This is a genomic window from Streptomyces buecherae, from assembly GCF_014295035.1.
Taxonomy (GTDB): domain Bacteria; phylum Actinomycetota; class Actinomycetes; order Streptomycetales; family Streptomycetaceae; genus Streptomyces; species Streptomyces youssoufiensis.
The window spans coordinates 5194508-5214736 of record NZ_CP060404.1; the positions used below are offsets into that span (position 1 = coordinate 5194508).

The following is a 20229-nucleotide window of genomic DNA, read 5'->3' on the forward strand; positions in this document are numbered from 1 at the left end:
CCGAGTAACCAAAGTGGTCGAAGCGACCGAAGCCGAGGCATCAGTGATCACCACCCTGTTCGTCGCCAACCGCGGCGAGATCGCCCGCCGCATCTTCCGCACCTGCCGTGAGCTGGGCATCGCCACCGCCACGGGGTACTCCGACGCCGACGCGAACGCCCCGCACACCCGCGAGGCGGACGCCGCCGTCCACCTGCCGGGTAACGCTCCCGCCGACACCTACCTACGCGCCGACCTCCTGGTGAAGGCCGCCCTGGCCTGCGGCGCGGACGCCGTCCACCCCGGTTACGGCTTCCTCTCCGAGAACCCCGACTTCGCCCGCGCCGTCATCGACGCCGGCCTGACCTGGGTCGGCCCGCCACCGGCGGCCATCGCGGCCATGGCCTCCAAGACCCGGGCCAAGGAGCTGATGGCCGGCGCCGGCGTGCCGCTGCTCGCGCCCGTACGCCCCGAGGAGGCGACGGAGGCGGACCTGCCGCTGCTGGTCAAGGCGGCGGCCGGGGGCGGCGGGCGCGGCATGCGGCTCGTACGCGAACTCGCCGCGCTCTCAGGAGAGATGAAGGCCGCCAACGTCGAGGCGGCCTCGGCGTTCGGCGACGGGGAGGTGTTCGCCGAGCCGTACGTGGAGCGCGGGCGCCACGTCGAGGTGCAGATCCTCGCGGACGCGCACGGCACGGTGTGGACGCTCGGCACCCGCGACTGCTCGCTCCAACGCCGGCACCAGAAGGTCATCGAGGAGGCCCCGGCCCCCGCGCTGCCGGACGCGCTGCGCGCGGCGCTGCACGAGGCCGCGGCCCAGGCGGCCACCGCGATCGACTACCGGGGCGCCGGCACGGTCGAATTCCTCGTCTCTCCACAGGGCCGTGGCTACTTCCTGGAGGTCAACACCCGCCTCCAGGTCGAGCACCCGGTCACCGAGTGCGTCCACGGCCTCGACCTGGTGGCCTGGCAACTGCGCGTCGCCGAGGGCCACCCGCTGCCCGCCACGCCGCCCGAGCCCACCGGGCACGCGGTGGAGGCCCGGCTGTACGCGGAGGACCCGGCCCGCGACTGGCAGCCCCAGACCGGCCTGGTGCGCCGCTTCGACCTAGGCCCGACGACACCGACCGGTCCCGCCCAGCCGCTGCCACCCGCCGGGTTGCGGGTGGACTCCGGCTTCGGCGCCGGCGACACCATCAGCCCGCACTACGACCCGATGCTGGCCAAGGTCATCGCCTGGGCGCCCACCCGCGCGGAGGCCGTACGCCGCCTCGCCCACGCCCTGGAGCGGGCCCGCCTGCACGGCCCGGTCACCAACCGCGACCTCCTCGTCCGCGCCCTGCGCCACCCGCGCTTCCAGGCCGCCGACCTCGACACCGGCTTCCTGGACCGCCACCTGACCGAGCTGACCGGGCCCGCCCCGGGCGGGGTGGCCGAGGTGACAGGGCCCGGCCAGGCGGAGGAGGCGGGGGCGCCGGAAGAGTCGGCCCGTGCGGAAGAGTCGAGCGGGGCCGGCGGGTTGGGCGTGCGCCTGGCCGCGCTGGCCGCCGCGCTGGCGGACGGCTGCGGACGCTCCCGGTTCGGCGGCACCCGCTACGGCGGCGCCTGGCGCAACGTGCCGTCCCAGCCGCAGACCAGGACCTACCGCAGCGAGCCGGACGGCACCGAGCACGAGGTCCGCTACCGGCTCACCCGCGCCGGCCTGGACGCCGCCGGCCTGCCCGGCGTCCGCCTGCTCTCGGCCGCCCGCGACCTGGTCGTCCTGGACGTGGCCGGCGTCCGCCGAACCCTTGCGGTGAGCGCGTACGAGGACGGGACGGTGTACGTCGACACGCCGCCGCCCGTCGCAGGCCCTCCCGGCCAGCCCACCGCGTACGCCCTCACCCCGCTGCCCCGCTTCCCCGACCCGAGCGCCCGCACCGAGCCCGGCTCGCTGCTCGCGCCCATGCCCGGCACCGTCATCCGGCTCGCCGACGTGGCGGAGGGCGACGCCGTGCGAGCCGGCCAACCGCTGCTGTGGCTGGAGGCGATGAAGATGGAACACAAGATCACCGCCCCGGCCTCCGGCACCCTCACGGCCCTGCGCGCGGCCCCGGGTCAACAGGTGGAGGTCGGCGCCCTGCTCGCCGTCGTCTCCGACTGACCGGCCCCCAACCCCCAACCCCCGGCCCCCGGCCCCCAGCCCCCAGCCCCCGGCACCCCGCAGCCCGTACGCCCCGTACGCCCCGTACGCACCACAGACACCGCAACTCGCACCCTGCACCCCGCACACCGCAGACACCCCGCACACCGCAGACACACCGCGTACCCCACGCACCCCCCGAACGCCATCCCGCACCGAGGAGGCCCCATGTCCCACGCCGTGATCGAGTCCGAGGAGCACCGCGCGCTGCGCTCCGCCGTCGCCGCCCTGGGCGCGCGGTACGGCCGCTCGTACATGGACACCGTCGTCCGCGAGGGCAAGCACCCCGAAGAGTTGTGGGCCGAGGCCGGCAAGCTCGGCTATCTCGGCGTCAACCTGCCCGAAGAGTACGGCGGCGGGGGCGGCGGAATCGTCGAACTCTCCATCGTCTTGGAAGAGTTGGGGGCCGCTGGCTGCCCGCTGCTCCTGATGGTCGTCTCGCCCGCCATCTGCGGCACCGTCATCGCCCGTTTCGGCACCGAGGAGCAGAAGCGGGCCTGGCTGCCGGGGCTGGCCGACGGCTCGCGGACGATGGCGTTCGGCATCACCGAGCCCGACGCCGGCTCCAACTCGCACCGCATCACCACCACCGCCCGCCGGGACGGCGACGACTGGGTGCTCACCGGCCGCAAGGTCTTCATCTCCGGCGTGGACGTCGCCGACGCGACGATGATCGTCGGCCGCACCGAGGACGCCCGCACCGGCAAGCTCAAGCCGTGCCTGTTCATCGTGGACCGCGAGACCCCCGGTTTCGGCTACCGGCAGATCCCGATGGAGGTCGCGGCGGCGGAGAAGCAGTTCGAGCTGACCCTGGACGAGGTGCGGCTGCCCGCCGACGCGCTGGTCGGCGACGAGGACGCCGGGCTCCTCCAACTCTTCGCCGGACTCAACCCCGAGCGCATCATGACCGCCGCCTTCGGCCTCGGCATGGCCAGGTTCGCCCTCGCGCGGGCCGTCGACTACGCCAAGACCCGCGAGGTGTGGAAGAGCCCGATCGGCGCCCACCAGGCCATAGCCCACCCGCTGGCCCAGTCGCACATCGAGGTGGAACTGGCCCGGCTGATGATGCAGAAGGCGGCCGTCCTCTACGACTCCGGCGACGACATGGCGGCCGGCGAGGCGGCCAACATGGCGAAGTACGCGGCGGGCGAGGCGACCGTCAAGGCCGTCGACCAGGCCGTGCACACCCTCGGCGGCAACGGGCTCGCCTCCGAGTACGGCCTCGCCTCGCTCATCACCGGCGCCCGCGTCGTCCGCATCGCCCCGGTCAGCCGCGAGATGATCCTCAACTTCGTCTCGCACACCACGCTCGGCCTGCCCAAGTCGTACTGACCCGCCCACACGCCCACGGCTCGGGCACGGGCGGAGCCCGTACCGGACGCGCCTCACGGCACGCGCACCCGTACGGGCTCACTCATACGGGACCACTCGTGCGGAACCGGGCCGTACGAAACCAGGCCGTACGGAACCAGTTCGTACGGAACCGCTCGTACCGGGCGCGCTCGTACGACACGGGGACGGTCGGCCCCGCCACGCGTGACGGAACCGACGGGTCCCGTAGCCCATCCAGTTCAATGGGTCCCCTAAGCGCGTCGAAGCGCCCCGCCCCACAGCCCACCGGCCGACCCCGACCGGCCACCCCACCCAACCCCCACCAGGCAGCCAACCAGTCACCCCAACCGGTCACCCAACCACTCACCCAAGCAAGCAGCCCGCCCAGCCACCCAGCCCAGGAAGGAGGTCGGCGGACCGATGGCCAACCCGCCCGAGCGATCGGGGCAGCCCGCGACGACCGGCGAGCGGCCGGCGCCGCTCGTGCGCCGCGCGTACGACCGTGGCATCGCCACGCTCACCCTCGACTCGCCGCACAACCGCAACGCGCTCTCGTCCCGCCTGGTGACCGAGTTGCTGGCGGGCCTGGAGGCCGCCGCCGACGACCCCGCGACCCGGGCCGTGCTGCTCGATCACACGGGCACCACGTTCTGCGCCGGGGCCGACCTGAGCGAGGCGGTGTCCGGCGGCGCGGCCGACGGGGGCGCGCCCGTGGCCGGGCCGCTGGGCCTCGCGCGGCTGATGCGTACCGTCGTGGAGTTGCCGGTGCCGGTGGTCGCCCGCGTCACCGGGCACGTACGCGCCGGCGGGCTCGGCCTGTTGGGGGCGTGCGACATCTCGGCGGCCGGGCCGGCGGCCAGCTTCGCGTTCACCGAGGCCCGGCTCGGCCTCGCGCCGGCCGTGATCTCCATGCCGCTGCTGCCCCGGCTCGACCCGCGCGCGGCCGGCCGCTACTACCTGACCGGCGAGCGCTTCGACGCCGCCGAGGCGGCCCGGATCGGCCTGATCACCCTCGCCGGTGACCCCGACGAGGTTCTGGCCCCGGTCCTGGACGGACTGCGCCGCGGCTCGCCGCAGGGGCTCGCGGAGTCCAAGCGGTTGGTGACGGCCGAGGTGCTGCGGGCCTTCGACCGGGACACGGCGGTGCTGGCCGAACTCTCCGCCCGACTCTTCGGCTCGGCCGAGGCCCGGGAAGGGATGACCGCCTTCCTGGAGCGCCGCGACCCGGCGTGGGCGCCCACCACACCCGAGACGGCTCCCGCCGAGTCGGCCTCCGGCGAGTCGGCCTCCGGCGAGGCCGCTCCCGCTGGGACAGCCGCCACCACCCCAGCCACGACAGCCAGCACAGCGACCCCAACCACGCCAGCCAACCCAGCCGGCACAGTCAAGGTCGCACCATCCGATGGCGGGCCGCACGCCGCGCGGCCCGCCGAGCCCAGCACCGTGGAGGAACCCCGTTGACCACGCGCCCGGCGCTACGCGATCCCAAGCAGGACCGCAGCCGCGCCACCCGGCAGCGGCTGCTTGAGGCCGCCATCGCCTGCCTGGCCGAGCACGGCTGGGCGGGCTCGACGGTGTCGGTGGTCGCCGAGCGCGCCGGGGTCTCCCGTGGCGCCGCCCAGCACCACTTCCCCACCCGCGAGGACCTGTTCACCGCGGCCGTCGAGCAGGTCGCCGAGGAACGCTCGGCGGCCCTGCGCGCGCTGCTCACCGGCGCCACCGACCCGCCCGAGCGCGACGGCCCCGAACGCACCCACGCCGTGGTGGACGCCCTGGTCAGCCTGTACACGGGCCCGCTGTTCCGGGCCGCGCTTCAACTGTGGGTCGCGGCCTCCAACGAGCCCCAACTCGGTGGTCGCGTCACGGCACTTGAGGCCCGTATCGGCCGCGAGAGCCACCGCATGGCGATCGAACTCCTCGGCGCCGACGAGAGCGTCCCCGGCGTACGGGAGACCGTGCAGGGCCTCCTCGACATGGCTCGCGGCCTCGGCCTCGCCAACCTCCTCACGGACGACGCCCCACGCCGCGAACGGGTGGTCACCCAGTGGGCCCGGCTGATCCACGACGTGTTGGGTCGGGGGTGACGGGCCGGTCTCCCCGGGCCGTGTATCGAAAGTCGATCGCCGAAGCCTTCCTGCGAACTGCTGCGATGCGCACCGGCCCTCGTCAGCCCTGGCGGAGCGGCTGATGAGGCCCGTGCGATGCCTGTCTCCGTGTCGGGGACCGGCGCCGCATCGGTCGCCGTTCGCCCTGGTAGGACATCGCTCCCACCCGGCGGCCGGCTGGCAGTAACTGGCACAGTTGAGGGATGAACGGAAACTTCTTGACCCGGCACCACGACCATCTGGCCGCCTGGCTGGGGGACGGAAAGGCCGAAAGCCTCGATGCCTTCCTGGGTGCCCACCACGAGTCCTTCGCGCTGGTGACGACCGACGGAGCGATCCTCGACCTGGAGACGCTGCGGAAATCCCTGCGTAGCGCGGGCAGCAGCCAGCCTGGCTTGTCGATCCAGATCGAGGAAGTCACCAGCATCACCCCCGAGGTGCACCGGTTCCTGGAGCGCCACCTCGTGGACGGCTCCGTCGTGGACGAGCGGGTGGTGACTGCCGTAACGAAGGACGGGTTGGTGCTCAGCGTGCAGGAGACCCCCCGCCGGTAGGGGAAGCAGCCGACGTCACGCTTCAGACGCGCCCGGCGGTTCCTTCTGCAGGTCACCCCGCTTCCGGGCCCCGGCCGCATGCTGGTGAGCGCGGCACACCGTGGAATCGATGCCCAGGTCCCAGGTGATCGCCCCCTTCGCGTCGGCCAGGGCCTGAAGGGGCGGGTGAGGATCCGCTGCCAGGTGCCGTTCCGGCGGAACAGGTCGTAGACACGGCCCCACGGCCCGTACTCGGTGGGCAAGTCCCGCCACGGAACACCGGTCCGAACCCGAAACCGTATGCCGTCGATCAGCTACCGCCGGGGCCAGACGGGCGGTCGCCTCGCCTTCGTCCCCTTCGGTAACAACGGCTCCAGCACTGCCCACTGCTCGTCCGTGAGATCTCGCCGACCCATGAACCGAGATCATTCATCGCGCAAGATCCACTATCGATGCACGGCCTACGAGGCCGGCTCCGCCCACGGAACACGTCATACCTGGTCTTCCGTACATCCGGTCTTCCGTACGCCACCCCCGGCCTGCCCGCACCTCACATCCGGGCCTTCAGTACGTCCACCTCACAGCCCGGCGCGAACGGGTCGAAGCCGTGCTCGGACAGCCAGCGGACCGCCAGCAGGCTGCGCAGAGACCACCACGCGTGGATCACGTCGAGGTCGATGTCGGCGCCGTAGCCGGCGATGACGTCGTCGAGGTGGTCCTCGTGTCCGAGCGTGAAGGTGGCGAGGTCGTACAGGGCGTCGCCCTGGCCCGCCTCGGACCAGTCGATGATGCCGGTGATCCGGTCGCCGTCGAGGAAGACGTGCGCGATCTGTAGGTCGCCGTGGGTGAACGCCGGGGTCCACGGCCGGAACGCGGCCTCGGCGACCTGGCGGTTGCGGGTGACCAGGTCGGCGGGGAGGAGGCCGCTCGTCACGAGCGTCTCGCACTCGGCGTCGAGCTCCGCCACCAACGCCGCGACGCTCCGCCCCGCCCGGCCGGCCCAGGGCGGCAGCGGCCCGTCATGCAGCTTCCGGATGGCGGCGCCCGCCGCGGCCCACGCCGCCGCCGACCCGGTCGACGCCCCGCCCAGGCTCCCGAGCGTCGTCCCCGGGAGCGCGGCGAGCGCGAGCACGGGCGGCTCGCGCCACATGATCTCCGGCGTCGGGACCGGCGCGAGCGACATCGCCCTGACCTCGGCGTCGATACGCGCCTGGTCGGCGTCCACCTTCAGGAACACGTCACCGACGCGCAGGGTCGCGCGCTCGGAATGGGCGACGACGACCTTGACCTCGTCCCTGCTCGCGGGTGTTTGGACCTCATCCATGGGCGACGAGTATTCCGGGGACGGTCGCGGACGTCGCCGGGTTTATCGCGTGCGGTGACGCGGCTGGCCGCCGTCCCGCCACGCGGCGGCCTGGTGCCCGACACCAACCCCCGACCCCCGACCTCCGGCCTCCGACCAGGTCAGGCCCCCACCTCCCGAGCACCTCGTGGCGACACCCGCCCGAAACCGGGACCTGTCGCCGGCCCCTGGCGGCGCGGCGGACCCGAAAGACACAAGACCGCCTCTACGACGTATGCCCCCTTCTACGTCGTATGCCCCATGATTTGGCCTGAGTTCGCCCTAGGCGGCTCCTCCGCGACTCCTTAACATCTCGCACCATTGGCATGCGCATGGCTATCCGGCCACTCGCGTACGTGCCGCTCCGCTCCACCGTTCGTTCACGGCCGCCGGCCGGGGCAACCGCTCGCACCACGTACGTCCCCAGCCCCTCGGCGGTCCCGCACTGCCCGTCCCCAAGGCAAAGGACTGATCTCCCATGCACTCCGGCATACTCGCGACTGGCGCGATGCTTGGCCTGTTCGGCGCGACGCTCTCGCCCCAGAGCCCGGCCTCCTCAATCCCCAACCCGCCCACCGAGAAGGTCAGGGTCGAGGTCGAGACGGTGAACGGCTCGGGGTGCCCGAAGGACACCGCGGCGGTGGCCGTCGCCCCGGACAACACCGCCTTCACCGTGACGTACAGCCAGTACCTGGCGAGAGTCGGCGGCTCCTCCGACCCCACCGACGCCAGAAAGAACTGTCAGCTCAGCCTGCTGGTGCACGTCCCGCACGGCTTCACGTACGCCGTCGCCAGCGCCGACTACCGTGGCTACGCCTCGCTCCAACCCGGTGCCGTGGGCAGGCAGAAGTCCTCGTTCTACTTCCAGGGCTCGCCGGACACCACGTCCAGCACGCACGCGTTCAAGGGCCCGCGCCACGACAACTGGCAGGCCACCGACAGCACCGACTGGGGCGAACTGGTCTGGGCGCCCTGCGGCACGCGGCGGAACTTCAACGTCAACACCGAGCTGCGGGTCGGCGCGGGCACCTCGGACCCGAAGCAGACCAGCTTCATGACCATGGACTCCACCGACGGCGACGTGAACACCATCTACCGCCTCGCCTGGAAGCAGTGCCCCAAGCGCTGACCCGCGCGCTCGGCGGTCGCGCGGCCGGCTGAGCCGGCGGTCCTCGTACGGCCGGAGGGGGCGGGGCCTTCGGTCGTACGGGGTGCGCCGCCTGGCCCAGGGGCCAGGCGGCTCGGTCGTTACGGGGGACGGGCGACGGGACTCGGGCGGCGGTCCGCCGTCGACCTCGCCGGACGAGGGTCCGGGGCCCTCACGCCGGGTCGCGGTTGAACCGCGCCGTCGCCCAGACGTAGCCGAGCGCGGTCAGTGCGACGCACCAGGCGACGGCGATCCACCCGTCGTTGCCGATCTCGGAGCCGAGCAGCAGGCCGCGTAGCGTCTCGATGGCCGGGGTGAACGGCTGGTACTCGGCGATCGGCCGGAACCAGCCCGGCATCGTGCTGGCCGGGATGAAGGCGCTGGAGATCAGCGGCAGGAGGATCAGCGGCATGGCCGCGTTGCTGGCCGCCTCGGGGTTCGGGCTGGACATGCCCATCCCGACCGCGATCCAGGTGAGCGCCAGGGCGAACAGCGCGATCAGCCCGAAGGCCGCCAGCCACTCCACCACGGTGGCGTCGGTGGAGCGGAAGCCGATGGCCACGCCGACGGCGCCGACGAGGACCACGCTCGCCAGGCACTGCAACACGCTGCCGACCACGTGCCCGATGATCACCGAGGTGCGGTGGATCGCCATGGTGCGGAAGCGGGCGACGAGGCCCTCGTTCATGTCCATGGAGACGTGCACCGCGGCCCCGATCACGGTGCTGCCGATGGTCATCAGCAGGATGCCGGGGACGAGGTAGGCGACGTACTCGGAGCGGTCGGCGCCGCCGCCCCCGATGCCCGCGCTCATCACGTCGCCGAAGATGTAGACGAAGAGCAGCAGCATCATGATCGGGGTGAGCAGCAGGTTCAGCGTCGCGGACGGGTAGCGCCGGGCGTGCAGCAGGTTGCGGCGCAGCATCGTGGTCGAGTCGCGGACGGCGAGGGCGAGGGCGCTCATCGGTCGTTCTCCTTGCGCTGGTGGGGGACGGTGGCGGGGCGGGTGATGGGGCTGGCGGCGGAGCCGGCGGCGGCGGAGTCGGCGCTCGGGCCCGTCAGGGCGAAGAACACGTCGTCCAGGTCGGGGGTGTGCACGGTCAGTTCGTCCGCCTCGATACCGACCGAGTCGAGCCAGTCGAGGATCGAGCGCAGCTCGCGCTGACTGCCGTCGCTGGGGACCCGCAGGGCCAGCGCCGCGTCGTCCCGGTTGGCCTCGCGCAGCACGGCGGCGGCCGACTGGTACCGGGCCGGGTCGGAGAAACCCAGCCGGACGTAGCCACCCGGCACGAGCCGCTTGAGCTGGTCGGCGGTGCCCTCGGCCGCGATCCTCCCGTCGTTCAACACGGCGATGCGGTCGGCGAGTTGGTCGGCCTCCTCCAGGTACTGGGTGGTGAGGAAGACGGTCACCCCGGTGGAGACGAGCCCGCGGATGATGCCCCACATGTTGTGGCGGCTGCGCGGGTCGAGGCCGGTGGTCGGCTCGTCGAGGAAGATGATCCGCGGGCCGCCGACCAGGGTCATCGCGATGTCCAGCCGACGCTTCATGCCGCCGGAGTAGGTGGCGGCGGGCTTCTTCGCGGCCTCCACCAGGTCGAACCGCTCCAGCAGTTCGGCGGCGACGCGCCGCCCCTCGCGGCGGGAGAGGTGGTGCAGGTCGGCCATGAGGAGCATGTTCTCCTCGCCGGTGATCAGCCCGTCCACGGCGGAGAACTGCCCGGTGACACCGATCGCGGCCCGCACGGCCTGCGGGTCGGTGGCCAGGTCGTACCCGCCGACGCGCAACTCGCCGGCGTCGGCGGTGATGAGGGTGGAGAGGATCTTCACGGCGGTGGTCTTGCCGGCGCCGTTCGGGCCGAGCAGGGCGAAGACCGTTCCGGCCGGGATGTGCAGGTCGATGCCGTCGAGGACGGTCTTGTCACCGTACGACTTGCGCAGCCCGACGGCGGAGACGGCGGTCGACGGAGCGAGACCGGTCCCGGTTTTGGATGTGGGCATGACAGAGGAAGGCATGGAGTTCTCCCGTGCGATGACGTGAGCGGCTGGGGTGCGGCGTTGCGGGGCGCATGTGGCGCGGGGCGCGTGACGCGAGGTGACGGCCCGGTCGTGGCCGGGGCCGGCCGCCGGGCCCGGCGCGGCGGCGGAACGATGACGCGGGGGCCCGGCGCGACGACGATGCGGCTCGGATGGCGCGGCGGCTGATGCGCCGGCTTGCGGCAGGTGGTGCGTACGCGGCGTGCGGTACGGAACGTGTGGTACGGGACGTGCGGTACGGGGCTACGCGGTGCCCTCGGAACCCTCCGAGGGCTCGGCCTCGGCGCGCGCGATGTCGTCGGCCAGCCGTTCGCGCAGGCGGGCGGGGATGTAGGCGCCGTCCGTGTAGTTCTGGGCGAACTCGGCGACGAACTCCGCCGGGTCCTCGCCGACGATCTCGCGGATCGGCGTTCCGTTCGCCGCGGCCTCCTCGATCAGGTCGGCGAGGTCCTCGAACATCGTCGCGGCGTTGTCGTGGTCGGTCGGTACGAAGTGCATCAGGTGTCGCTCGATGGCCTCGGCCGCCAGCCGGTAGTTCGCCGGCAGCTCCTTGACGCGCGCCTTGTACGCCCGCCAGCGCTTCTTGGGCCCGATCACCCTGGAGAGGAAGCCGCTCTTCTCGCCCTCGGACATGTTCACTTTCCCCCTTCGCGGAGCTGTTCCAGTCGTTCCGTGAGGAAGCTCCACGTCCTCCAGAACTCTTCGAGGTACTCCACTCCCTCGGCGTTGAGGGAGTGCACCTTGCGTGGCGGCCCCTTCTCGGACGGCACCTTCTTCACGTCGACGAGCCCGCGCTTCTCCATCCGGACGAGCAGCGCGTAGATGGTCCCCTCGGCGATGTCGGAGAACCCCTGCTCACGCAGCCGCGCCGTGATCTCGTAGCCGTACGCGGGCCGGCCGGACAGAGAGGCCAGGATGATGCCCTCCAACGTGCCCTTGAGCATCTCGGTCAGCAGCTTGGCCATGAAGCACCTCCCCTCTGCGCTAGTCAGCGCTGTTGAGTACTGGTACACCGTAACGCTGACTACTGGTACTTAGCAAGACGGAATAGTGGGCGAGGTGGGCCGCGTCGTGGCACGCGAGGGCGAGGGCATGCGAAGACCCCCGCTGCTCTCGGTCGGAGAGTCGCGGGGGCCTGTCGCGTCGTACGCGCTTACGCGGTGAAGCCGCCGGCCTTGAGGCTTGCCACGAAGGCCGACCAGGCCGACGTGTCGAAGGTGAGGGCCGGGCCGTGTGGGTCCTTGCTGTCACGGACGGGGATGGTGCCGTAGGTAGCGAGGTTGGTGGCGATCTCGACGCAGTTGCCGCCGTTGGAGCTGTAGGAGGACTTGGTCCAGTGCGGTTCGGGGGTCATGTGGTGCCCCTTCGTGGGTGACGGGTCAGAGGCGAGGGCTGGGTGTGCGCCCCTCGGCCTGCGAGGGAGGGTAGGGCGCCGGCAGGGGGAGCGCGGTAGGGCGCGTCCGGCACAACTAGGCGGGCGGGTCTGGTCGGCGGCCTGGCAGGCCAGCGCGTAGCCGGCCCGCTCCCCTGGCGCGTGGCCCTGCCGTTCCTCGTACTTGTCGGTGAGGACGGACAGTGCGTCCTCGATCTGCTGACGGCGGGTCGACTGCCAGCCGATGAGCCGCTGGTCGATTCCCTCAATCTCCATCACGGGCCGGCGGCCCGGGGTCACCTCGCGCGGCTCCTGCGAAAAAGCGCGATCCGAGGTGCTTCCCGCCGGGCGGGAAGCCACCGCTAGATTTTTTACCAGAGCGCCCGCCAGGCGGGCCGTCGGGCCAGTCCGAGACGGTAAGCCGCCGGTGTGTGCACTCTCACGCCCATGAAGATCACCAGATACGGAGAGCCCTGTTCCCTCTGCTGCACGCCGCTGCTCCTGGACGTCTTCCAGGTGCGCTCTGCGCAATCCGACTTCCCCACCGCCGAGCGTGTCATCGGGCGCCGATGCCCCGACTGCCAAGCGTCCCGGCCCGAGCAGTGGACGGAGGCGATGGAGAACCGCTACGACGACGCATGACGGTGCCGTGCGAATACTGCGCCTCGACACACGAAGGGGCCGGTCTCCCACATTCGGGAAACCGGCCCCTTCGTCCACCCCCGAGACGCCGAGTGGCTTACTCCGCCTTGGGGAGCCGGATCGCCACTGCCCTGTCGATCTGCTGGAGCAGTGACCCGATCTCCTGGATGAGCGGGACAGCGACGTCCGGCTGTGCTTCGACAGCCCGCCGCGCTACCGACTTGTTCACCTTCTTCGCCGCCTCTTGGAGGGACGCGAGGGTGTTCCGCAGGCGCTCGAAGTCCTTCTCCGCGAGGGAGTCGCCCTTGCTGTTACTGGGCTTCTGGCTCGACTCCCCACTTGGGGAGTCCTTGCCCAGCGAGCTGATGTTGGGGATGTCGTGGCCCTTGGCCCCGGTGGTTCCGGCTCCCCCGGAAGCACCGGGGCGCCCAGCACACTGTGGGCGTCCAGAGGCGCGGGAAGCCCCTGTTTCGGACGACTCCCGCACGTCCGGCCATCGCCGGGTTCCCTGCAGACCGCCCCAGAAACTCCAAACGGCCTGCCGGTTGACGTCTGTTGTGCGGCGGGCTGTGCGCCGGACGCCCCGGGCGCCACCATAGGACCGTACGGAAGCAGGACCGCCGCGGTGGGCCGCCCGGTCTCCCGGACCCCGAGGACGGGCGGCCCACCGCGCACCGCCGGACGCCGACGCGTCGGCGCATGCCCTGAGAGCAGCAGGAGGAAGAGGGCGGGCTACTGAGCCCGCCCCGAGAGGGGTACGGCCGGACGGGGGGACCGGCCTCACCCCGAGCCCCAACCCACGAGCTCCTCCCCCGCCGCATACACATCAGCGCGGTACTGCGGGAGACCGGCAGGGCCAGCAGGCCAGCCAGCCGCCCGGCCGCATGACTCCCGCGCCACCTCGGCTATCTGCCCGGCCGGCCGCACCCTCCGGCGTTGATGACGCTCCACCAATCCGGGAACATCCTCGCGGAAGGTCTGCCGTCGGCAGCCTAGAGCCGGGCAGACCAGCCGCCGTACGCGCAGACGGACCACGACACGGCGACCGTCGACCGGCACATCCGCCGTCGTCCGGCGGTGAGAGCCGTGCACCTTCGCCTCCGGCGTCCCGCGCACCGGACACGGCACCGCCTCGTCCCGGGTGCGGGTGTGACCACCACCGCGTCACCGTCATCGGCCACACCCTCGAAAAATCAGCGCCGAAAACCCGGAAAACACTTCCTCCACAAGGGAGTTGACATCTAGCACAAAATCATGATCACAGACGGCTACCCAGGGTCACCACCGACTACGGACCAGACCCGTTTACTGGACAGGACCGAAGTCCTCTGGGCCCTGGCCGACGGCTGCTGCGCGGTGACCGAGCCCGCGATTGACCTATTCGCCGAGAATCAGGCGAAGTGGATGTTGTCCTTGGTGAAGCCGCGGCCGATTACCACGTCGCCGTCCCACGGCATCTCCGCAAACCCACGACCGTTGTGCCACGCCTTCACGTCACCGTTGTCCTGCACACTGGCCAGCTCAGACCGGCCGTCACCGTCGAGGTCAGCAAAGTGCACATTGCCCCTGGTGAACCCCCGGCCGATGACCACGTCGCCGTCCCACGGCATCTCCGCAAACCCGCCACCGTTGTGCCACGCCTTCACGTCACCGTTGTCCTGCACGCTGGCCAGCTCAGACCGGCCGTCACCGTCGAGGTCAGCGAAGTGGATGTTGTCCTTGGTGAAGCCCCGGCCGATTACCACGTCGCCGTCCCACGGCATCTCCGTAAACCCGCCACCGTTGTGCCACGCCTTCACATCACCGTTGTCCAGTACAGAAACCAGCTCAGAACGGCCGTCACCGTCGAGGTCAGCGAAGTGGATGTTGTCCTTGGTGAAGCCCCGGCCGATTACCACGTCGCCGTCCCACGGCATCTCCGCAAACCCACCACCGTTGTGCCACGCCTTCACATCACCGTTGTCCAGTACAGAAACCAGCTCAGAACGGCCGTCACCGTCGAGATCGGCAAAGTGCACATTGCCCTTGGTGAAGCCCCGACCGATTACCACGTCGCCGTCCCACGGCATCTCCGCAAACCCACCACCGTTGTGCCACGCCTTCACATCACCGTTGTCCAGCACAGAAACCAACTCAGAACGACCATCACCCGACAGCGAGGCGCTCTGTGAGGATCCCGCCCACAGGTGGTTCGCTATGACGACCGCGTCGGCGGCCTGGACGCCGTACCGGTAGCGGTACTGGGCGGCGGGGCGCTGAACGTCGGCGGCGACGTCGCCAATGGGGGCGGTGTTCCAGGAGCCGCCCGGATAGAACCTGTCCATGGTGTCGAGGAACTTGTGGGTTGCCGTCACGGGGTTGGTGCGCTCGTCGAAGCTGCCCCAGCTGGCTCGTTGCTGATAGAGGCCGACGGAGTCGAGGTCGCCGTTGTCCAGGTTGCGGATATTGGTCTCCACAATGACGGTCGCGATGGCGATGGCCCCGGCCCGCTGGTTCAGGCCGCGCCCCTTGACGGTCTCGATGATCGCTCTGGCGCACGAGGCTGTATAGGCGTTCATGTTGTCGCGCATGGCGTTGTGGAGAAGTGGGTTCAGGGCTGCGGCGTTCGCAGCGTCCTCGGCTTTCGGACCGCCCGACACACAGGGCAGGGAGTTCCAGGCCACGGCGGCGGCTCCCAGCGGACGCCTTGTCGCGATGCCATGGGGGTCGTCGGCCGCTGCGGCGGGGAGAGCGGCGACGGACAGCAGCAGGATAGTGATCGCGGTCGTGAGAGTACGTCTGGTCTTCTTACTGGTCTTCTTCTTGACGGAAGGCATGGGTCGGCTCCGGTCTCGGATAGTGGGTGGGAGGCTGGCGTCGGCCCACGCCGCCGTAGCGGCGCGGGCCCGGTGGACCGCGTCAGGCGAAGTGGATGTTGTCCTTGGTGAAGCCCCGGCCGATGACCACGTCGCCGTCCCACGGCATCTCCGCAAACCCACGACCGTTGTGCCACGCCTTCACATCACCGTTATCCAGCACACTGGCCAGCTCAGAACGACCATCACCATCGAGATCGGCAAAGTGCACATTGCCCCTGGCGAACCCCCGACCGATGACCACGTCGCCGTCCCACGGCATCTCCGCAAACCCACGACCGTTGTGCCACGCCTTCACATCACCGTTATCCAGCACACTGGCCAGCTCAGAACGACCATCACCATCGAGATCGGCAAAGTGCACATTGCCCCTGGCGAACCCCCGACCGATCACCACGTCGCCGTCCCACGGCATCTCCGTAAACCCACGACCGTTGTGCCACGCCTTCACATCACCGTTGTCCTGCACAGAAACCAGCTCAGAACGGCCGTCACCGTCGAGGTCAGCGAAGTGGATGTTGTCCTTGGTGAAGCCCCGGCCGATGACCACGTCGCCGTCCCACGGCATCTCCGTAAACCCACGACCGTTGTGCCACGCCTTCACATCACCGTTGTCCTGCACAGAAACCAGCTCAGAACGGCCGTCACCGTCGAGGTCAGCGAAGTGGATGTTGTCCTTGGTGAAGCCCCGGCCGATGACCACGTCGCCGTCCCACGGCATCTCCGCAAACCCGCCACCGTTGTGCCACGCCTTCACATCACCGTTGTCCAGCACACTGGCCAGCTCAGAACGACCATCACCCGACAGCGAGGTCCCGCGGCCGTGGCCGTCGATGATGTTGCGGTACCGGTAGGGCTTGAACTGGGCCGGCGTGCTGGAGTAGGGATATGGGATCTTCCGGTACACCGTGCCAGTGCCACCAGCCTGTTCATACCCCCAGTACTCGCTCTGTGCGTCGTTCACCCACTTGTCGAAGAGCACGACATGACGCGTGTTCGAGTCTCCCTGCGCGTCGAGCAGGACATCACCGGTCTTCAGATCGGCCTTGGTGATCGCGCTGCTGAAGTCCAGCAGGCCCACGGTGTTGGGGCCGGGCGCGGGCAGGCCCCAGGTCATCGAGACGTAACCCGAGCAGTCCGTGCGATAAGTGCCGTACTCATTGGTGTGCTTGGCATTCTGGCTGTAGGGGACCGAGGGCCGCAGCCAGCTTCTGGCCCGGACGATGACTTCGTCACGGGTGATCGGAGCGGCTGCCGCGAGAGAGGCAAGGTCCGCCGCTCGCGATGTGACGGCCGTCCCGTCACCCCCGGAAGCCGGCTCGGCCAGGGCCGGATTCGTGGTCAACAACACCGCGAGGGCGGCTGCCGACGCAACCGCCCACCGAGCCGCACGGACACGGATTCTGCCTTGCATGGGTTCCCCTGAGAGTCGATAGCTGTGGACAGACCGCAGCAGCGGATACCGCGGCGATCAGAGGCTGCACCACGGCAGGCAGACCGATGTTGCCAGCATCAACAAGGTCCTGATCTCGATCCTGTATGACCGGCGGGCCCCTCTTGCACTCCCCTCCATGCTCTTCCCGTCCGAGGAGTCCCTCGTCGAAGTAGCGGACGCACGGCGCCTTGAATGACTCACGGTCCCCGGGGACATGCTCGAACGGATGTGAAGACCCCCGCTTCTCTTGCTCGAAGAGCTGCGGGGGTCTGTTGCGTCGTACGCGGTTACGCGTCGAAGTCGCCGGCCTTGACGCCTGCCACGAAGGCCGACCAGGCCGACGTGTCGAAGGCGAGAGCCGGGCCGTGCGGGTTCTTGCTGTCCCGGACCGGCACGGTTCCGTACGCGGCAAGGTTGGCGGCGACCTCGACGCAGTTGCCGCCATTGTCGCTGTAGGAGGACTTGGTCCAGCGGGGTTCGGTCGTCACGGGGCGTTCCTTCTGTCGCGGAGTGGGTGGGGGCTTTACGTCGTGAAGTCGCCGGACCGTACGCTCGCGACGAAGGTCGACCAGGCTGACGTGCCGAAGATGAGGGTGGGACCGTCTGGGTCCTTGCTGTCGCGGACCGGCACGGTGCCGTAGGCCGCGAGGTTAGTGGCGATCTCGACGCATTCGCCGCCGTTGCTGCTGTAGGAGGACTTGGTCCAGTGCGGTTCGGGGGTCATGTGTGCCCCTTCGTGGGTGACGGATCAGGGTCACGGGCGAGGGCCGGGTGTGCGCGTCCCGGCCTGCGAGGGAGGGTAGGGCGCCGGCCGGGGGAGCACGGTAGGGCGCGTTCGGCTCAACTCGGGGCGTGGCAGCGGGCGTTGGCGTACGCCCGGGCATGCGAAGACCCCCGCAGCTCTTACTCGAAGAGCTGCGGGGGTCTGTTGCGTCGTACGCGGTTACGCGTCGAAGTCGCCGGCCTTGACGCCTGCCACGAAGGCCGACCAGGCCGACGTGTCGAAGGCGAGAGCCGGGCCGTGCGGGTTCTTGCTGTCCCGGACCGGCACGGTTCCGTACGCGGCAAGGTTGGCGGCGACCTCGACACAGGCTCCGCCGTTGGAGCTGTAAGAAGACTTGTACCAGCGGGGTTCGGTCGTCACGGGGCGCCCTTTCGTACCTGGTTGACCATGGCCACAGATTCGGCCTGCGACAGGGATTCAGCCTGTAGCTGATGGTAGTTCGTCAACGCCGCGAGAACGAAGCTGCTTTCGCGCTCCAGATGCCCCTGGGCATGTGATTCCGCATACGCGACCATCGAGCGGTCCGTCATGGTCAGCAGGTAGATCGGCAGGTCGAACGGCCTCCGTTCACCGATGCCGAATGGGGCGATTTGCAGCATGGTGTTTGGTCGTGCAGAGAACTCCTCAAGGTGTGCGAGTTGCTCGCGCATCACCTCGTCGCCACCGACGCGGCGGCGGATGCAACTCTCGTCCATCACGGCCATCACCGTGGGCGGGCGGGGCCGGGTGAGTGCTGCCTGGCGATCCGTGAGGAAGGCCAGTCGCTCCTCGGCCTGTTCGGGGGAGATGGTGCCGCGTCGCACGTCACCTTGCGCGATGGATCGGGCGTAGGCAGGCGTCTGGAGCAAGCCCGGGATGATTCCGATTTCGAACACCCGGACCTCAACTGCTCGTCCCTCCAGTCCGATGTACTCCGGAAACCCCTCCAGCAAGTTTCCGTGCCGGATGTCGCGCCACTGGCGCTCGAACGACTCGGCCGTGTTGGCCACCCCGAAGGCATCATCGGCTTTGCGCGAGAACGGGAGGGTCGGCGGTTTCCGTGCGGTTTCCACGGCTGAAACGTGCTGGCTGGACAGGCCCAGGCGGTCGGCCAGTTGCTCCTGGGTCCAGCCGCGATTCTCGCGGTGCCTCCGTAAACGCGCACCGTAGGCGGCGCGCGGGCTGCTGTCGGGGTTCAGGTCCTTGCGGTTGACCATGGTCGACTCCAACTCTTCCTTAGGCCTGGATTATTTGAAGGGTTACGCGCTGTGGGTCAGGCTGAATCTCCCCGGTAGTGAAGCCACTACGGAGAGGAGCGGTTTCGCCATGTCCTCCACCCCTGCCCCCACGCCGTCCGATGACAAGTTGGCCGCGCCCATCGCCTCGTACGAGGGTGCGGCGCGAGCGGATCAGCAAGCGGCCGTGTCGGTGGCGCAAGAGATCAACTCGCGTGCGGAAAGCCGGCGTTCAGGTGGCAATTGCCAGGCCATCCGCATGGTTGGCGAGCGGGCCAAGACGTTCCGCGCCGCCATTCAGCACCGTAGGGCCACCGAGCTTTCGCGTGTCCAGCGTCTTCGTGAAGATCCCCTCGAACGGGTAACCAGGCAGCGGAAGTTCGGGCCGTGCGGCGCCGGGCGAGGTGACGCAGCGTGCTGAGCCGTCGCGTCTTCGAGGGCACGCACCGCGTCGTCGTACGCGGCGTCGCGCTCCGCTTCTTCCTGCGTACCGACGACACGTGGTCGCCGGTCACCGACACCGACTTCCAGCACGCCTACGAACTCGCGCTCTTCGACCCCGACGCGCTGCGCAAGGACGTGCTCTGCCCCAACGCGCGCAGGGTCGAGCACAGCACGGTCGAGGGCTGGTTCTGGTCCAACGGCAGCGACACGTGCGGGCTGTGCACCTTCGACGACAGGAGCCCCGAGGAGTGCGCCGGCATGGCCCAGATCACGGGCGGGACGGGGCCGTGACGCGGCCCCGTCAGACGTGGGTCCACCTGCTGGTGTGGCGGCCCGCCGACCCGTCCAACCCGCTCGACGTCAGCCGGTCCTGGCCGCACGTGCTCCAGGTCGTGCGGGACGAGCGGCCCGCGCCGCCGGGCGTCATCCTGCGGCCCGGCGAACCCATTCCGTACGCCGCGGGGCGCGTGGCGGCGGCCCTGGGGTTGCGCGCGCCGGAACCGCTGCGGCTGCTCGCCGTCGACCAGCAGCCGGCCGAACCGGGCCACGAGGAGCAGGTGGGCCTGGTCTTCGACGGCGGCTGGCTGGCCGCCGACGGGCCGCCGCCCTGCGACGACTGCGGGCGGTCCCACACGGTGTGGACGCCGATGCGCGACGTCGGCCGCGTCGCGCTGGCCCACGCCTTCCGCGCGCTGCTCACCGGCCGGCACACGTCGGCGGTGCTGTGGCGCGGCGGCCTGCCCGACGAGGGCGGGCAGTGAGGGGGCCGAGTTCGACGCCTCCGGCTCGGCGTCTCCCCGCTGGCTCCGCTCGGCGTGTTCCTTCGGCG

General features: G+C 70.3%; 21 protein-coding genes and 4 pseudogenes. 9 read left to right on the forward strand and 16 right to left on the reverse strand.

The genetic code is table 11. From position 1 onward, the window contains the following. Positions 1-43: 43 nt before the first annotated feature. From H7H31_RS20445 to H7H31_RS20465, 5 genes and pseudogenes are all read left to right on the forward strand, one after another. Positions 44-2122, forward strand: coding sequence for an acetyl/propionyl/methylcrotonyl-CoA carboxylase subunit alpha (locus H7H31_RS20445; protein ID WP_187118260.1), 2079 nt, complete (start codon positions 44-46; stop codon positions 2120-2122). 207 nt (positions 2123-2329) lie between these two features. Next, the gene (locus tag H7H31_RS20450; protein WP_187059625.1) at positions 2330-3493 is read left to right on the forward strand and encodes an acyl-CoA dehydrogenase family protein; all 1164 of its coding nucleotides are present in this window, start codon (positions 2330-2332) and stop codon (positions 3491-3493) included. Between the two features lie 420 nt (positions 3494-3913). Continuing rightward, positions 3914-4732: pseudogene (locus H7H31_RS20455) on the forward strand (enoyl-CoA hydratase family protein); the annotation flags it as partial. A gap of 218 nt (positions 4733-4950) precedes the next feature. After that, complete coding sequence (locus H7H31_RS20460) at positions 4951-5577, forward strand: TetR/AcrR family transcriptional regulator (RefSeq protein ID WP_187063546.1); 627 nt, start codon at positions 4951-4953, stop codon at positions 5575-5577. A gap of 224 nt (positions 5578-5801) precedes the next feature. Continuing rightward, a complete protein-coding gene (locus H7H31_RS20465; protein ID WP_187063547.1) occupies positions 5802-6152 on the forward strand; it encodes a hypothetical protein in 351 nt (116 codons plus the stop codon). Between the two features lie 60 nt (positions 6153-6212). On the opposite strand, the pseudogene H7H31_RS20470 reads toward H7H31_RS20465, so the two are convergent. Beyond that, a pseudogene (locus H7H31_RS20470) lies at positions 6213-6547 on the reverse strand (transposase); the annotation flags it as partial. A 134-nt stretch (positions 6548-6681) separates the two neighbouring features. Then, a complete protein-coding gene (locus tag H7H31_RS20475) occupies positions 6682-7455 on the reverse strand; it encodes a phosphotransferase family protein (protein ID WP_187063548.1) in 774 nt (257 codons plus the stop codon). Between the two features lie 496 nt (positions 7456-7951). Between H7H31_RS20475 and H7H31_RS20480 the strand changes: the two genes are divergently transcribed. Beyond that, positions 7952-8602, forward strand: coding sequence for a DUF4360 domain-containing protein (locus H7H31_RS20480; protein ID WP_187063549.1), 651 nt, complete (start codon positions 7952-7954; stop codon positions 8600-8602). A gap of 190 nt (positions 8603-8792) precedes the next feature. Here the strand turns inward: H7H31_RS20480 and H7H31_RS20485 are convergent, their stop codons facing one another. From H7H31_RS20485 to H7H31_RS20510, 6 genes and pseudogenes are all read right to left on the reverse strand, one after another. Then, a complete protein-coding gene (locus tag H7H31_RS20485) occupies positions 8793-9584 on the reverse strand; it encodes an ABC transporter permease (RefSeq protein ID WP_187063550.1) in 792 nt (263 codons plus the stop codon). Then, positions 9581-10618 (reverse strand): ATP-binding cassette domain-containing protein, encoded by a 1038-nt coding sequence (locus tag H7H31_RS20490; RefSeq protein ID WP_232109982.1) that lies wholly within the window; start codon positions 10616-10618, stop codon positions 9581-9583. The genes H7H31_RS20485 and H7H31_RS20490 overlap by 4 nt, the downstream gene beginning before the upstream one ends. 279 nt (positions 10619-10897) lie before the next feature. Next, a complete protein-coding gene (locus H7H31_RS20495; protein ID WP_187063552.1) occupies positions 10898-11287 on the reverse strand; it encodes a DUF1048 domain-containing protein in 390 nt (129 codons plus the stop codon). A 2-nt stretch (positions 11288-11289) separates the two neighbouring features. Then, positions 11290-11619, reverse strand: a complete 330-nt coding sequence (locus H7H31_RS20500) for a PadR family transcriptional regulator (protein ID WP_176162191.1) — start codon at positions 11617-11619, stop codon at positions 11290-11292. Between the two features lie 188 nt (positions 11620-11807). Beyond that, entirely contained in the window at positions 11808-12008 is a 201-nt protein-coding gene (locus H7H31_RS20505; RefSeq protein WP_187063569.1) for a DUF397 domain-containing protein, read from the reverse strand. Between the two features lie 117 nt (positions 12009-12125). Next, a pseudogene (locus tag H7H31_RS20510) lies at positions 12126-12338 on the reverse strand (relaxase domain-containing protein); the annotation flags it as partial. A 135-nt stretch (positions 12339-12473) separates the two neighbouring features. On the opposite strand from H7H31_RS20510, the gene H7H31_RS20515 reads away from it, so the two are divergent. Beyond that, positions 12474-12668, forward strand: coding sequence for a hypothetical protein (locus H7H31_RS20515; RefSeq protein ID WP_187063553.1), 195 nt, complete (start codon positions 12474-12476; stop codon positions 12666-12668). A gap of 97 nt (positions 12669-12765) precedes the next feature. Here the strand turns inward: H7H31_RS20515 and H7H31_RS20520 are convergent, their stop codons facing one another. The 8 genes and pseudogenes from H7H31_RS20520 to H7H31_RS20555 form a co-directional block, all read right to left on the reverse strand. Continuing rightward, positions 12766-13155, reverse strand: coding sequence for a hypothetical protein (locus tag H7H31_RS20520; protein ID WP_187063571.1), 390 nt, complete (start codon positions 13153-13155; stop codon positions 12766-12768). A gap of 325 nt (positions 13156-13480) precedes the next feature. Then, positions 13481-13916 (reverse strand): annotated as a pseudogene (locus H7H31_RS20525) (transposase family protein); the annotation flags it as partial. 143 nt (positions 13917-14059) lie between these two features. Further along, entirely contained in the window at positions 14060-15484 is a 1425-nt protein-coding gene (locus H7H31_RS20530) for an FG-GAP repeat domain-containing protein (RefSeq protein ID WP_187063554.1), read from the reverse strand. A gap of 82 nt (positions 15485-15566) precedes the next feature. Then, positions 15567-16937 carry an FG-GAP repeat domain-containing protein gene (locus H7H31_RS20535; RefSeq protein WP_187063555.1) on the reverse strand — a complete coding sequence of 457 codons (1371 nt, stop codon included), beginning with the start codon at positions 16935-16937 and terminating at the stop codon, positions 15567-15569. 308 nt (positions 16938-17245) lie between these two features. Next, positions 17246-17446 (reverse strand): DUF397 domain-containing protein, encoded by a 201-nt coding sequence (locus H7H31_RS20540; protein WP_187063556.1) that lies wholly within the window; start codon positions 17444-17446, stop codon positions 17246-17248. 35 nt (positions 17447-17481) lie between these two features. Next, positions 17482-17682, reverse strand: a complete 201-nt coding sequence (locus H7H31_RS20545; RefSeq protein ID WP_187063557.1) for a DUF397 domain-containing protein — start codon at positions 17680-17682, stop codon at positions 17482-17484. 219 nt (positions 17683-17901) lie between these two features. Continuing rightward, entirely contained in the window at positions 17902-18102 is a 201-nt protein-coding gene (locus H7H31_RS20550; protein WP_187063558.1) for a DUF397 domain-containing protein, read from the reverse strand. Beyond that, positions 18099-18938, reverse strand: a complete 840-nt coding sequence (locus H7H31_RS20555; RefSeq protein ID WP_187063559.1) for a helix-turn-helix domain-containing protein — start codon at positions 18936-18938, stop codon at positions 18099-18101. The genes H7H31_RS20550 and H7H31_RS20555 overlap by 4 nt, the downstream gene beginning before the upstream one ends. A 432-nt stretch (positions 18939-19370) precedes the next feature. Between H7H31_RS20555 and H7H31_RS20560 the strand changes: the two genes are divergently transcribed. Both H7H31_RS20560 and H7H31_RS20565 read left to right on the forward strand, forming a co-directional pair. After that, positions 19371-19691, forward strand: coding sequence for a hypothetical protein (locus H7H31_RS20560; protein WP_187063560.1), 321 nt, complete (start codon positions 19371-19373; stop codon positions 19689-19691). Continuing rightward, entirely contained in the window at positions 19688-20161 is a 474-nt protein-coding gene (locus H7H31_RS20565) for an NUDIX hydrolase (RefSeq protein ID WP_187063561.1), read from the forward strand. The genes H7H31_RS20560 and H7H31_RS20565 overlap by 4 nt, the downstream gene beginning before the upstream one ends. Positions 20162-20229: the final 68 nt, after the last annotated feature.